Origin of the sequence: Klebsiella sp. CN_Kp073, assembly GCF_040065495.2 — a bacterium.
Lineage (GTDB): Bacteria > Pseudomonadota > Gammaproteobacteria > Enterobacterales > Enterobacteriaceae > Klebsiella > Klebsiella aerogenes.
On record NZ_CM198051.1, the window covers coordinates 3828880 to 3842359 of the forward strand.

Below are 13480 nucleotides of genomic sequence, written 5' to 3' on the forward strand. Positions count from 1 at the left end.
CATTTTTGCAGTTTGACTACATCATTATTGGCGCCGGCTCCGCCGGCAACGTCCTCGCGACGCGTTTAACGGAAGATCCCAACACCACCGTCCTGCTGCTGGAAGCGGGCGGTCCGGATTACCGCTTTGATTTCCGCACCCAGATGCCCGCCGCGCTGGCTTTCCCGCTGCAGGGCAAACGCTACAACTGGGCCTATGAGACCGAACCGGAACCCTATATGAACCACCGCCGCATGGAGTGCGGACGCGGTAAAGGTCTCGGCGGCTCCTCGCTGATTAACGGCATGTGTTATATCCGCGGCAACGCCATGGACCTTGATAACTGGGCCGCCGCGCCGGGGCTGGAACACTGGAGCTACCTCGACTGCCTGCCCTATTACCGAAAAGCGGAAACCCGCGATATCGGCCCTAACGACTATCACGGCGGCGACGGCCCGGTGAGCGTCGCTACGCCGAAACAGAATAATAATCCGCTGTTCCATGCGATGGTGGAAGCCGGCGTGCAGGCAGGCTATCCGCGCACTGACGATCTCAACGGTTATCAGCAGGAAGGGTTTGGCCCGATGGATCGCACCGTGACGCCGCAGGGGCGTCGCGCCAGCACCGCCCGCGGCTATCTCGATCAGGCCCGCAGCCGTGCGAACCTGACCATCCGCACCCATGCCATGACCGATCACATTATTTTTGACGGCAAACGCGCCGTCGGCGTCGAGTGGCTGGAAGGCGATAGCAGCGCGCCGTCAAAAGCGACAGCCAATAAGGAAGTGCTGCTGTGCGCCGGCGCCATCGCCTCGCCGCAAATTCTGCAACGTTCCGGCGTCGGCAACCCGGAGCTACTGCGCCAGTTTGATATTCCGCTGGTCCACGCCCTGCCCGGCGTGGGTGAAAATCTGCAGGATCATCTTGAGATGTATCTGCAGTACGAGTGCAAAGAGCCAGTGTCGCTGTATCCGGCGCTACAGTGGTGGAACCAGCCGAAAATCGGCGCGGAATGGCTGTTCGGCGGCACCGGGATCGGCGCCAGCAATCAATTCGAAGCGGGTGGATTTATCCGCAGCCGCGAGGAATTCGCCTGGCCAAATATTCAGTACCACTTCCTGCCGGTGGCGATTAATTACAATGGTTCTAATGCCGTTAAAGAGCATGGTTTCCAGTGCCACGTTGGCTCGATGCGTTCACCAAGCCGCGGCCATGTGCGCCTGAAATCGCGCGACCCGCATGCCCATCCGGCAATCCTGTTTAACTATATGTCGAGCGAACAGGACTGGCAGGAGTTCCGCGACGCCATCCGTATTACCCGCGAAATCATGAACCAGCCGGCGCTGGATAAGTATCGCGGGCGCGAAATCAGTCCTGGCGTTGAGTGCCAGAGCGATGCGGAGTTAGATGAGTTTGTGCGTAATCACGCCGAAACCGCGTTCCACCCGTGCGGCACCTGTAAGATGGGGTACGACGACATGGCGGTGGTCGACGGAGAAGGCCGCGTCCACGGTCTGGAAGGGTTACGCGTGGTCGATGCGTCGATTATGCCGCAGATTATTACCGGCAACCTGAACGCCACCACGATCATGATTGGCGAGAAGATGGCCGATGCCATTCGCGGGCGTCAGCCGTTACCGCGTAGCACCGCGGCCTACTATGTCGCCGGCGACGCGCCAGTTCGCCGCTAAACGAGCAGGTCCCCGGATTGCGCTGCGCTAATCCGGGCTACCAAATCGCACAGCGCTGTAGCCCCGGTAAGCGACTGCGCCACCGGGGATTTTGAAGCCGCCAGCACCGGTGTCAGCAATATGCCACCCGGCCTTCCCGGATTGCGCTACGCTCATCCGGGCTACCAAACCGCACAACGTTGTAGCCCCGGTAAGCGACAGCGCCACCGGGGATTTTGAAGCCGCCTGCGCCGGTGTCAGCGATATGCCACCCGGCCTCCCGGATTGCGCTACGCTCATCCTGGCTACCAAACCGCACAACGTTGTAGCCCCGGTAAGCGACAGCGCCACCGGGGATTTTGAAGCCACCAGCACCGGTGTCAGCAATATGCCACCCGGCCTTCCCGGATTGCGCTACGCTCATCCGGGCTACCAAATCGCACAGCGCTGTAGCCCCGGTAAGCGACAGCGCCACCGGGGTTTTCTCATCCCGCCCGCACTCTCTGCGCTTCACCTATACTTGCAGTTTAAGCGGGGACAGGAGAAGACGATGACGCTACCCGATTTTCACGTCTCAGCGCCTTTTACGCTTGGTATTGAGCTGGAGTTGCAGGTCGTCAACCCGCCGGGATACGACCTCAGCCAGGATGCCTCCACGCTGATTGCCGATGTGCAAAGTGAACTAACGACGGGAGAGGCTAAACACGACATCACCGAAAGCATGCTGGAGATAGCCACCGGCATCTGTCGCGATATTAGCCACGCCACCGCACAGCTCGGCGCCATCCATCAGGCGGTACAGCGCGCCGCTCTCCGTCACCATCTGCAGATCTGCGGCGGCGGATCGCACCCTTTCCACGCCTGGCAGCGCCAGCAAATCAGCGATAATCCGCGCTATGTGAAAACCGTCGAGCACTTCGGCTATCTGGCAAAGCAGGCGACGGTATTTGGCCAGCACGTTCACGTCGGCTGTCAGAACGGCGATGACGCCATCTATTTGCTGCACGGGCTGTCACGCTTTGTACCTCACTTTATTGCCCTCAACGCCGCCTCGCCGTGGTTCGACAGCACCGACAGCCGCTTTGCCTGTTCGCGTCTGAATCGTTTCTCTTCCTATCCCGATAACGGGCCAATGCCGTGGGTTGAGAACTGGCAGGCCTTTCAGCGTTTATTCCGCCGCCTGAGCTACACCAGCATGATCGACAGCATGAAGGATCTGCACTGGGATATCCGCCCGAGCCCGGTGTTCGGTACCGTCGAGGTGCGGGTAATGGATACGCCGCTGACGATAGGCCAGGCGGTGAATATCGCCGGATTTATCCAGACGCTGGCCTGCTGGCTGTTAAGCGAACGGCCATTTAAACATCAACCGGAGGATTACCTCCTCTACCCTTTCAACCGCTATCAGGCCTGTCGCTACGGCCTCGACGGGGTGATAACCGATGTCTGGTCCGGCGAACAGCAGAGCATCCGCGCGAACATTCTGCAGTTGGCCGACCGATTGGCGCCTTTTGCCCACAAGGTGCATGCCAGCGCGGCGCTGGAGTCGGTTGTGCGCCAGGCCAGGTCCCCCATCAGCGAAGCGCAGCAGATGCGCGAATTCATCGCCAACGGCGGTTCGCTGATTGGTCTGGTACAAAAGCATTGCGAGATTTGGGCGGCATAAGGAAGCGAAACGGGTATACTCGGCGCAGGATATTTAAAAGGAATGTTCATGTTATTACGCCGCCTGATCCCTCTTGCGCTTCTTCCCTTCACCGCTTTTACCCATGCCGCCTGTACGCTCACCGACCCGACGCTGACCTTGCAAAGCTATACGGTTAATCCGCAGCAGGAGCGCATCGTGATGTACTGGCAAAAGCAAAATGGTAAAGCCTGGGGATCGTTGCGCTCGCTGCTGTCCGATATCGATAAAGACGGCAGCGTCCAGATGGCGATGAACGGCGGGATATACGATAAGGCCTACGAACCGCTGGGCTTGTATATCGAAAACGGCGAGCTGCTAAAGCCGATCAACCGCGCCTCCGGCGGCGGCAACTTTTTCATCCGCCCCGGCGGCGTATTCTGGCTGAAGGGCCAGCGGGCGGGAATAACGCCTATCAACAACTTTAAGCCATCGCCTGAGATAACCTACGCCGTGCAGTCCGGGCCAATGCTGATTGAAAACGGCGCCATCAACTGGCGGCTGAAGCCCTCCGCCAGCTCGCGCAAACTGCGCAACGGCGTCGGCATTGATAAGCAGGGACGGGTGGTATTTATGCTTAGCGAGCGTGAAACCAATTTCTACGATTTCGCCTGTTACGCGCAGTCCAAACTCCACGTGCGCCAGATGCTCTACCTCGACGGCACCATCTCAAAAATGTATCAAAAGGGCGGCAGCATACCGTGGCAGTACCATCCGTTCGTCACCATGATCGCGGTGGAAATCAAAAAACCAGGCTAAAGGAAAATGGCGCCCGCTCAATCCTGAAGGGGCGCCGGAGGGGATCAGGCAGCTTTACGGAAACGGCGGGTCAGCCGCTTCTCAATTTCAACCACCAGGAACATAGCCACACCAATCACCAGAGTCACGAACCAGTAGCGCAGCGGCAGCGCCTCAGTGCCGAACATATTCTGCATCAGCGGTACATAGATGATGACCAGCTGCATCAGCAACAGGACGCCGGTCACCAGCCAGATACCTTTGTTGCGCAGCAACCCTTTGTTCAGGGAGAAACTGTCGCTGCTGCGGCAGTTAATCATATAGACCCACTGCGCGGTCACCAGCATCTGCAGCAGCACGGTGCGGATGAACTCGGCGCTGTGGCCGCGCGGCGCCAGCCAGGCTTCGAGAATAAAAGCAGCGACGGCAATCATCGAACCGACAAAAGCGACGCGCCAGACGGCGAACCCATCCATCACGTGCTGGCCGGTCTTACGCGGCGGACGGTTCATCACGTTGCGCTCGGCGGCTTCAAAGGCCAGGCCGAAGGAGAGCGTGGCCGAGGTCGCCATGTTCATCCACAAAATCAGCACCGGCGTCAGCGGAATAATATTGCCCGCCAGCAGCGCGATGATGATCAACAGCCCCTGCGCGAGGTTGGTCGGCATGATGAACAGGATGGTCTTTTTCAAGTTGTCGTAGACGCGACGCCCCTCCTTCACCGAACTGGCGATGGTGGCGAAGTTGTCGTCGGTGAGCACCATATCGGCGGCCTCTTTGGTCACCTCGGTCCCTTTAATGCCCATGGCGATGCCCACGTCGGCCTGGCGCAGCGCCGGGGCGTCGTTAACGCCGTCACCGGTCATGCCGACCACTTCGCCGCTATCCTGCAGCGCCTTTACCAGACGCAGCTTATGCTCCGGACTGGTACGGGCGAAAATATCAAACTCCACCGCCGCCTTCGCTAGCTCGGCATCATCCATATGCTCAAGCTGATAGCCGGTCATCGCCTGGCGGCTGTTGGCGATCCCCAGCATCTGACCGATGCTCATCGCCGTCTGCGGGTGGTCGCCGGTGATCATCTTCACGCGGATCCCGGCGGCCTGGCAGGCGTGGATCGCGTCAATCGCCTCCGGACGCGGCGGATCCATCATTCCGGCGATGCCGAGGAACACCAGCCCTTCCCTCAGGTCATCGTGGGTCAACGCGGCGCTGCCGACGGCTGCCGGTTTGCAGGCGGCGGCAACCATCCGTAACCCCTGGCGGGCAAAGCGCGCCATTTCGTCTTCCCAGTACTGACGGTCAAACGGCATTGGCCCCTGCTTGCTCATCTGCTGGCCGCACAGGGCGAAGATGACATCCGGCGCGCCGGTAATCAGTACCCGCTCCTCATCGCCAATCTGCTGATGGGTGGCCATGTATTTGTACTGCGAGTCGAACGGAATTTTCGCCACCAGCCGGGTGACGACCGGCGCTAACTGGGCTTTCGCCGCTAATACCTTCAGCGCCCCTTCGGTCGGGCCGCCGGTGATGCTCCACAGACCACGTTCGTCCTGAACGATCTGGCTGTCATTGCACAGATCGATGGTGCGCAGGTAGGTTTCCAGCACGCTGCCCGGCTGGACCACCACCGGCTCGTCGCTGCCCTCCTGGAAAATGTGCCCCTGCGGCTCATAGCTGTCGCCTTCAACGCGGTAGCAGCAGTCGGCGGTGATGATCGCTTTCACCGTCATCTCGTTCATGGTCAGGGTGCCGGTCTTATCCGAACACACCACGGTCATCGCGCCAAGCGTTTCAACCGTCGGCAGCTTGCGGATAATCGCCCGCTTACGCGCCATCGTCTGTACGCCGAGCGACAGGATAATCGAGATAATCGCCGGCAGTCCTTCCGGTACTGCCGCCACCGCGAGGCTAATCAGCGACAGCAGCAGCTCGCCAAGCGGGATGTCGCGCAGTGCGAGGCTAAAGAAGAACAGCGCCACCATCATCGCGAGGATGATGACAAAAATCGCTTTCCCCAGTTTATCCATCTGCACCAGCAGCGGAGTACGGTGCTTTTCAATAGCCGCCATCATCTGATTGATGTGGCCTAGCTCGGTCTCTTGACCAGTAGCGGTAACCACACCGACGCCGCTGCCGGCGCTGATAGTGGTGCCGGAGAAGACCATATTGGTGCGGTCGCCCAACGGCAGTTCGCCCTGTAGCGTCACGGTGGTTTTATCCACCACCGTCGACTCGCCGGTGAGGATCGCCTCTTCGACCCGTAGATTGTGGCTTTCAATCAGGCGCAGATCCGCCGGAACGCGGTCGCCGGCGCGCAAAATAACAATATCGCCCGGCACCAGGTCACGGGTGGGGATGGTTTCATGCTTGCCGTTGCGCAGCACGCGGGCATCGCTGGAGAGCATGTTGCGGATCCCCTGCAGCGATTTTTCGGCATTGCTCTCCTGAATATGACCGATCAACGCATTAATGACGGTAACGCCGAGAATAACCAGAGTATCGACCCAGTGGCCCATCACCGCGGTGAGCGCGGCAGCGGCCAGCAGGACGTAAATCAGGACATCGTTGAAGTGGGCGAGAAAACGCAGCCATGCCGGTTTGCCTTTCTTTTCCGGCAGCGCGTTAGGGCCGTATGATTTCAGGCGACCGGCGGCTTCAGCGGTGCTGAGACCGTCGGCATGGCTCTTTTTTTGCGCCAGTACCGCCTCGACTGTTTGCTGATAAGCCTGCTGCGGCGCGACGTCGCCCGAGGGCGTGATGTTGTGGGGATTAATCATGCTGGTCAAAATAAAGTTTCCTTTTAAATTCCGTGAATCGGAAAGCCTGAAATCATTTCTGGCCAATGAATTAATGCGTTTTGCGAGCAAGATCAAATTATCCAGCCACAACATTTATTTACTCGCAAATTTAAAAATACATGGTAAGTTGGTTCTGAAAAACAAATATCACAGAGTATTTCTAAACCATTTCTAAACGAGGTAAAACATGTTTGGAATCTACCGCGGGCGCCGTCTGGCGCTGTATGTCGTACTGGCAATCATTATCGCCACAATTGTGGGATATAGTACTTATACTTTTGTAAAAATGCTGGGGTAATAAATGACGGTAATTTACATCACGATGCAATTAACTTAATCACAAATATTACTCAATAAATTAACAGAGGGGTTTTAATTAATAGTATTAGAAATAATATGAATGACGTAAATTAATCAGCGGATAAAGCATATTGCGTTAACGGACTTTTTACCGGACAATATGTTTTTTAACTGAAGATTAACATCATAATGAAACACCCGCTGGAAACGCTATTATCCGCCGCCGGCATTTTGCTGTTAGCCCTGATTTCTTGCTTGCTATTGCCGGCGCCCTCGCTCGGCCTGACGCTGGCGCAAAAGCTAGTCACATCCTTCCACCTGATGGATCTCAACCAGCTCTATACCTTGATCTTCTGCCTGTGGTTCTTAGCGCTGGGAGTCGTCGAGTACCTGGTATTACGCTGGGTATGGCGCCGCTGGTTCTCACTGGCAGATTAAGCAGTAAGAGAGAAAAAAAAGCCCGCCGATAAAGGCGGACTGGTATGCGGCCGGCGCTCAGTGCGCACGGCTGTGGTTCTCTTTGCGATACGCGCCCGGCGGCTGATTGAAGGTACGGGTAAAGATACGGGTGAAGGTTTGCTGCGAATCAAAGCCGTATTTCAGGCAGATATCATAAACCCGCTGGTCGGTATCTCGCAGGTCGCGCGCCGCCAGCAGCAGTTTACGCTCGCGAATGTAGCGCCCGAGACTTTCCCCTTTGTACTGTAAAAACAGCCGTTGCAGATGCCATTTCGAATACCCGGCATGGCGCGCAATATCATCAATTCGCAGCGGTTGATGCAGATTGTCATCAATCCATTCCACGATAGTGTCAATCACCTGAGCGGATATATTCATATCTCTTCTCTCCTCCTGAACCACTCTGGCGGTTAGCGCCACCAGGCGTTAAATGATTGTGTCTTATCAGCGACCCACACCGGTTCGCCCAGCATTGGCGTGACTAAACGCCACTCACGTCCTTCACTGGCTGCCGCCAGCCGCTGGTACGGATCGTCCCAGCTGTGTTTTGCCAGCACAAAGCGTCCGGCATGCCCCGGTAATACCGACCGGGCGCGTAAATCATCGGCGGCCTGCGCCGTTTCTTCCGGCATCATGTGGATGTACTTCCAGTCCTGGTCATATTGACCGTTTTCCATGATCGCCAGGTCGATAGGACCAAACTGCTCGCCAATCGCCTTAAAATGCGGGCCATAGCCGCTATCGCCGCTGTAATAAATCTTTTGCTGCGGGGTGACGAACAGGAAGCTGGCCCACAAGGTCTGGTTGCGTTTCAGCCCGCGACCGGAAAAATGGCGAGCCGGCAGCGCGTGTACGGTCAGTTCATCGCTGATTTTTACCGCCTGATTCCAGTCCATTTCATCAATGATCGCCGCATCCATTCCCCAGTAGCGCAGATGCGAGCCGACGCCGAGCGGCGTCACCACGCGTTTAACTTTCGGCATCAGCGCTTTGATGGTGGCGTAGTCGAGATGGTCATAGTGATCGTGGGAAATTATCAGCACATCGATCTCAGGCATCCGCTGCGCGTTCCACGGGTAGTCGCCGGGGAAGGCCTTATTGATGAAAGAGAACGGCGCGGCATAATCGCTAAATACCGGATCGATCAGGATACGTTTCCCCGCCAGCTGCAGATACCACGATGAGTGGCCAAGCCAGACCATCACGTCTTCGCCAGACGGCAGGCTGGCAAGATCGGTATTCACCAGCGGCAACGGCTGCAGCGGGCGTGCGTTTTCTCGCTTAGTCACCAGGAAATCCCACCACGCGGCCAGCATGTTTTTCTGGCCGGTGAATCCTGGCGTCGGCAGTTGATTATGGAACTGGCCGTCACGGTAATTCGGCGACTGTTCGACAAGACTAAGCTGCGCACCCTTTGGCGCTTTGCCAAAACCGGCATTGAGAACAAACGGCAATGTCGTTGTTGCTGCTAATAACATAATGGCGACCACGCTAAAGGTGACACGGTTCATATCCTGACCAGACAAAAGCCCCATCCAGGGGACTTTATGATATAACTTGATTATGAGTGAGTAAGCACTCATTATTAGGAAGGAGTAGAAAATCGTCAAGCCTATTTTCAATTTTTGACATCTGCCGTTGCAGTTGCGCGGTCCGCCGTGATTAGATCGGGGTTTAACTTTCAGCGAGGTAAAATGTAGTGGCTCGTCCTAAGAGTGAAGATAAAAAACAAGCGTTACTGGAAGCCGCTACGGCCGCTTTCGCCCAGTCCGGCATTGCCGCTTCAACATCGGCGATAGCCCGCAGCGCGGGGGTTGCCGAGGGGACGCTGTTTCGCTATTTCGCCACCAAAGATGAGTTGCTCAACGAGTTATACCTCGCTATTAAGCTGCGCCTGGTGCAGACCATGATCGCCGGGCTCAACCCTGACGAAAAACGCCCAAAGGAAAACGCGCGCAATATCTGGAACAGCTATATCGACTGGGGGATGCGTAACCCTATGGAATATCGCGCCATTCGCCGTATGGCATTGAGCGAACGCATCACCGATGAAACCCGCAGCCTGGTCAAAGAGAGTTTTCCCGAGCTTAACGAGATGTGCCAACTATCGGTGAAAGCGGTTTTCCTTAGCGACGCCTATCGCGCTTTCGGCGATGCCCTGTTCCTGTCGCTGGCCGAGACCACCATCGAGTTCGCCAGCCACGATCCGCAGCGCGCCCGTGAGCTTATCGCTCTCGGTTTTGAGGCGATGTGGAATGCGCTGCATGAGAGTGAGCATTAATGGATAACAAAGCGCTACACCATCACGCGCAGCGTATCGCGCTGACCTACCCTTTCACTGAGCACTGCTGGCCGTTTGGCCCGGAGTATGACGTGTTTAAAGTCGGCGGGCGTATCTTCATGCTAACCATGACCCTTCGCGGGCGGGCAATCGTCAACCTGAAGGCCGATCCGCAAAAATCGCTGCTCAATCAGCAAATTTACCGCAGTATCGAGCCGGGCTATCACATGAACAAAAAGCACTGGATCACCGTGGTGCCGGGCGAGGATATCAGCGAGGATTTACTTGCCGAGCTTATTGACGACTCGTGGAATCTGGTGGTGGATAAGCTGGCGAAAAAAGACCAACGTCGGCTGCGTCCCGGCTGATTTTCAAATAAATGCGATAAGTGTTATCGCATTTTTCACTCTTATCATTTCCCGCGCATCGCTGTACTCTTCCTCCCACGAAATGTGCCCGTAAGGGGCTGAAAATTGTGAGGAAGAGTCATGGATATTATCTCAGTTGCCTTAAAACGTTACTCCACTAAGGCCTTTGATCCGGCGAAAAAGCTGACGGCCGAACAGGCGGAAAACCTGAAAACGCTGCTGCAATATAGCCCGTCGAGCACCAACTCCCAGCCGTGGCACTTTATCGTCGCCAGCAGCGATGAAGGCAAAGCCCGCGTCGCGAAAGCGGCCAGCGGCACCTACGTGTTCAACGAACGTAAAATCCTCGACGCTTCCCACGTTGTCGTGTTCTGTGCGAAAACCGCGATGGACGATGCGTGGCTGGAAAAAGTCGTTGATCAGGAAGACGCCGATGGCCGTTTTGCCACTCCGGAAGCCAAAGCCGGCAACCACAAAGGCCGCACCTTCTTTGCCGATATGCACCGCAAAGAGCTGAAAGATGACGATCAGTGGATGGCGAAGCAGGTTTATCTTAACGTGGGCAACTTCCTGCTCGGCGTGGCGGCAATGGGGCTGGATGCGGTGCCGATCGAAGGCGTCGATTTCGCTATCCTCGACGAAGAGTTTGGCCTGAAAGCGCAAGGTTATACCAGCGTGGTCGTCGTGCCGGTCGGTCATCACAGCGTGGAAGACTTCAACGCCGCGCTGCCGAAATCCCGCCTGCCGCAGTCCACAACCATCACCGAGATCTAATCTCCGCGCGCTGCCCTCCCCGGATGGCGGCGCTTTGCGCCTTATCCGGGCTACCCCCGTTACAACCGCATCAATGCTGACTGAAACTGCTGGTGTTGGTGGCCTCAAAATCGCTGAGACGTTCCCGGAAGGCCGGGGCAGCCCGCATGAATGCGGGCTGAGGGCCGTGATTTGCAGGGACGCTGCCTCGGCCCGACCCGGAGCCTGCCGGGATAAGTCGAATGCACCACGAAGTGGCGATTTTGGCGGCCAGAGCCCGGGAGTACAGAGGGCGGCGGCGACTGGCCGCCCTCTGTGCGCTCCCTGCACCATGAGAGACATAACGCAGAAGAATTATCGGGAGCGCAATGTCTCGGAAACAGCGCAGAACAACCGTTTTTCCAGGAGCGAAGCAGTCGAAAACCGATAACAAGGGCTACGGTCCAGTACTCGGTTGGTAGCCCCGGTAAGCGTTAGCGCCACCGGGGAGGGTTACTTTTTCTCCCCCTCGCCGGCGTGCCAGATCCGCTCGGCGTAGCGGCCAATCATCGCCAGCGATGCCGCCAGGATCAGGAAAAACACCACCTTGTGCAGGCTGTACCAGAAGAATTCGAAAAAGCGGGTATAGAGGTTGATGGCGAGAAACGTCAGGCCAAACCCACGCAGCATGCCATCGTCGGTTTTCAGGCTGATATAAATACAGATCACCGCCGCCAGCGCAAACAGCAGTCCCCACGGCAGCAGTTGCGCCTGACTGACCCCATACCAGCTCTCGGAATCGTAGTTGCCGAATATCGACAGGATCCACAACGCGACAAACAGCCAGGTCAGCCCCATCGCCTTAGTGACGGTAAACAACTGCCGCTGGCGTAACACATTTTGCATCAAGTAGCACAGCGCCAGCAGCACGCCGCCGAACAGCACGAAACGAATCGGGAAGCTCATCCCCAGCCAGTAGGCACCCCAGCCTGATACATAGCCGGTTTCCGCGCCAAACCAGTTCCCCAGCGCCAGCAGAAAGAAAAGCCACACCAGCCCGGAACGGGCGAAATACCCTATCAGGCCGTAAATCGCGCAGCCGAGCAGTATCAGCGGCGCCACGTGGCCGCTGCCGTCGTCCAGCCGATCGCCTAGCTGCCACAGGGCAATGGCGGTGCAGATCACGCCGAGGAACAAAATCGCCTCGGTGCTATAGTGCCACTGCGCTTCGCGACGCTGACGGCGGAACCCCCAATAATAAAATGCGATGGCCAGCAGCGTCGGCAGGATAATGCGCGCGACAGCGGAGTCGCTGAACAGATTGATAATCGCGGCAATCAGTTCGGCATCGGCGAACAGGCTGCCCAGCGCAATCAGTACGCAGGCTATCGCGGTCCAGAAGGCGTAGCGGCTCAGGCGCTGCCAGTCGAAAGCACGGACAGATAGCGACGCTGATAGCCGTTGGCCGTCGCTGCTGTTCAGGACCCCCTCCTGTTGCCATTGCTCGATTGCGCGTTGAATAATCCGCTGTTGTTTGCGGGTGACGTTCATAAGCGTTCCTTGTCCATTGCGGGCTTAGCCCTGTTGATCCAGCCAGGCCAGCGCCTGTTCTCCGGTTTTATCCAGCGGTAAATAGACCAGCAGACGCGAACCGTTGCGCGGCGCGGAATACCAGTACATTTGCTGCAGGCTAAAGCGTCCGAGCTGCGGATGGTTGAAATTTTTCACCTGATTTTCGACACCGCGCACCTCATAGCGCTGGTGCCATAGCGCTTCGAACTCCGCTGAGGCGGCGAAAAAGCGCGCCAGCTTGTCTTCCCACTCTGGCGAACCGCGATGCTCAGCCATCGCCGCGCGAAAATAGGAAACAAAAGTCGGCAACACGTCGCGATTTTCAATGCGGCTACGCCAGGCTTCGCAGGTGAGATAGAGATAGATACAATTGCGGTCTTCTTCGGCAATCGTCGCGAAATCAACGCCTATCAGACGGCAAAAGCTGTCATTCCAGGCGACGATATCAAAGTTCGGTTTCTGAATGCTGGCGGGCTGCGGCATCAGGCTATCAAGCATGCGTCGGGTTCCGGGGCTTATCCCCTCGCAGACCGTGGCCTGCGTATTCTCTGGGGGCGTTAAGCCTGCCAGAACGAACAGATGACGGGTCTCCAGCGGGCTGCACTGAAGCGCGCTGGCCACGCCGCTTAATACCGCCGCCGACGGATTCACTTCCCGCCCCTGCTCAAGCCAGGTGTACCAGGTCACGCCGACGTCCGCCAGCATCGCCACTTCCTCCCGGCGCAGCCCCGGCGTCCGCCGCCGCCCGACGCGCGGCAGGCCGAGACGCTGCGGGTCAAGGCTTTCGCGGCGGGCGCGCAGAAATGCCCCCAGCTGTTTACGGCTATCATCGGGCGCGAGATTCAGCGCCTCACGTTGCAGTATTAGCGTCATTATTCCTCCAACATGGTAGTACC

At 57.3% G+C, this 13480-nt stretch carries 13 protein-coding genes; 7 read left to right on the forward strand and 6 right to left on the reverse strand.

The annotated features are described in order from the left end of the window. The first annotated feature begins 5 nt into the window (after nucleotides 1-5). Complete coding sequence (gene betA, locus ABLV66_RS18585) at nucleotides 6-1670, forward strand: choline dehydrogenase (RefSeq protein ID WP_045392819.1); 1665 nt, start codon at nucleotides 6-8, stop codon at nucleotides 1668-1670. Between the two features lie 112 nt (nucleotides 1671-1782). Here the strand turns inward: betA and ABLV66_RS18590 are convergent, their stop codons facing one another. Continuing rightward, on the reverse strand, nucleotides 1783-2163 hold the full coding sequence (locus tag ABLV66_RS18590; RefSeq protein ID WP_512173805.1) for a hypothetical protein: 381 nt from the start codon (nucleotides 2161-2163) through the stop codon (nucleotides 1783-1785). A 36-nt stretch (nucleotides 2164-2199) separates the two neighbouring features. Here ABLV66_RS18590 and ABLV66_RS18595 point away from each other — a divergent pair, with 36 nt between their 5' ends. Next, nucleotides 2200-3315 carry a YbdK family carboxylate-amine ligase gene (locus ABLV66_RS18595; protein ID WP_047049401.1) on the forward strand — a complete coding sequence of 372 codons (1116 nt, stop codon included), beginning with the start codon at nucleotides 2200-2202 and terminating at the stop codon, nucleotides 3313-3315. Nucleotides 3316-3363: 48 nt separating this feature from the next. Further along, nucleotides 3364-4092 carry a phosphodiester glycosidase family protein gene (locus tag ABLV66_RS18600; RefSeq protein WP_047078599.1) on the forward strand — a complete coding sequence of 243 codons (729 nt, stop codon included), beginning with the start codon at nucleotides 3364-3366 and terminating at the stop codon, nucleotides 4090-4092. A gap of 44 nt (nucleotides 4093-4136) precedes the next feature. On the opposite strand, the gene ABLV66_RS18605 is transcribed toward ABLV66_RS18600, so the two are convergent. Then, on the reverse strand, nucleotides 4137-6860 hold the full coding sequence (locus tag ABLV66_RS18605) for a cation-transporting P-type ATPase (protein WP_047078600.1): 2724 nt from the start codon (nucleotides 6858-6860) through the stop codon (nucleotides 4137-4139). A gap of 501 nt (nucleotides 6861-7361) precedes the next feature. Between ABLV66_RS18605 and ABLV66_RS18610 the strand changes: the two genes are divergently transcribed. Then, entirely contained in the window at nucleotides 7362-7610 is a 249-nt protein-coding gene (locus ABLV66_RS18610; RefSeq protein ID WP_015704686.1) for a DUF1158 domain-containing protein, read from the forward strand. Nucleotides 7611-7667: 57 nt separating this feature from the next. On the opposite strand, the gene ABLV66_RS18615 is transcribed toward ABLV66_RS18610, so the two are convergent. Further along, the gene (locus ABLV66_RS18615) at nucleotides 7668-8009 is read right to left on the reverse strand and encodes a RamA family antibiotic efflux transcriptional regulator (protein WP_015367806.1); all 342 of its coding nucleotides are present in this window, start codon (nucleotides 8007-8009) and stop codon (nucleotides 7668-7670) included. A gap of 32 nt (nucleotides 8010-8041) precedes the next feature. Further along, on the reverse strand, nucleotides 8042-9157 hold the full coding sequence (locus ABLV66_RS18620; RefSeq protein ID WP_165430629.1) for an MBL fold metallo-hydrolase: 1116 nt from the start codon (nucleotides 9155-9157) through the stop codon (nucleotides 8042-8044). A 173-nt stretch (nucleotides 9158-9330) separates the two neighbouring features. Between ABLV66_RS18620 and ABLV66_RS18625 the strand changes: the two genes are divergently transcribed. From ABLV66_RS18625 to nfsB, 3 genes are all read left to right on the forward strand, one after another. Further along, entirely contained in the window at nucleotides 9331-9912 is a 582-nt protein-coding gene (locus tag ABLV66_RS18625) for a TetR/AcrR family transcriptional regulator (RefSeq protein ID WP_047049409.1), read from the forward strand. Beyond that, nucleotides 9912-10280: an MmcQ/YjbR family DNA-binding protein gene (locus ABLV66_RS18630; RefSeq protein WP_348876512.1), complete on the forward strand. Its 369-nt coding sequence runs from the start codon at nucleotides 9912-9914 to the stop codon at nucleotides 10278-10280. The genes ABLV66_RS18625 and ABLV66_RS18630 overlap by 1 nt, the downstream gene beginning before the upstream one ends. A 120-nt stretch (nucleotides 10281-10400) precedes the next feature. Further along, the gene (gene nfsB / locus ABLV66_RS18635; RefSeq protein ID WP_015367810.1) at nucleotides 10401-11054 is read left to right on the forward strand and encodes an oxygen-insensitive NAD(P)H nitroreductase; all 654 of its coding nucleotides are present in this window, start codon (nucleotides 10401-10403) and stop codon (nucleotides 11052-11054) included. 471 nt (nucleotides 11055-11525) lie between these two features. Here nfsB and ABLV66_RS18640 read toward each other — a convergent pair whose 3' ends face one another. Then, nucleotides 11526-12563 carry a DUF2339 domain-containing protein gene (locus tag ABLV66_RS18640; protein ID WP_289577336.1) on the reverse strand — a complete coding sequence of 346 codons (1038 nt, stop codon included), beginning with the start codon at nucleotides 12561-12563 and terminating at the stop codon, nucleotides 11526-11528. Between the two features lie 24 nt (nucleotides 12564-12587). Further along, nucleotides 12588-13457: a helix-turn-helix transcriptional regulator gene (locus ABLV66_RS18645; RefSeq protein ID WP_348876513.1), complete on the reverse strand. Its 870-nt coding sequence runs from the start codon at nucleotides 13455-13457 to the stop codon at nucleotides 12588-12590. Between the last annotated feature and the right edge of the window lie 23 nt (nucleotides 13458-13480).

Bases quoted from the DNA above. Each gene is read 5' to 3' on its own strand.
- ABLV66_RS18615 (WP_015367806.1), bottom strand. From the start codon at position 8,009: ATGAATATATCCGCTCAGGTGATTGACACTATCGTGGAATGGATTGAT.
- ABLV66_RS18610 (WP_015704686.1), top strand. From the start codon at position 7,362: ATGAAACACCCGCTGGAAACGCTATTATCCGCCGCCGGCATTTTGCTG.
- ABLV66_RS18595 (WP_047049401.1), top strand. From the start codon at position 2,200: ATGACGCTACCCGATTTTCACGTCTCAGCGCCTTTTACGCTTGGTATT.
- ABLV66_RS18640 (WP_289577336.1), bottom strand. From the start codon at position 12,563: ATGAACGTCACCCGCAAACAACAGCGGATTATTCAACGCGCAATCGAG.
- nfsB (WP_015367810.1), top strand. From the start codon at position 10,401: ATGGATATTATCTCAGTTGCCTTAAAACGTTACTCCACTAAGGCCTTT.
- ABLV66_RS18630 (WP_348876512.1), top strand. From the start codon at position 9,912: ATGGATAACAAAGCGCTACACCATCACGCGCAGCGTATCGCGCTGACC.
- ABLV66_RS18645 (WP_348876513.1), bottom strand. From the start codon at position 13,457: ATGACGCTAATACTGCAACGTGAGGCGCTGAATCTCGCGCCCGATGAT.
- ABLV66_RS18600 (WP_047078599.1), top strand. From the start codon at position 3,364: ATGTTATTACGCCGCCTGATCCCTCTTGCGCTTCTTCCCTTCACCGCT.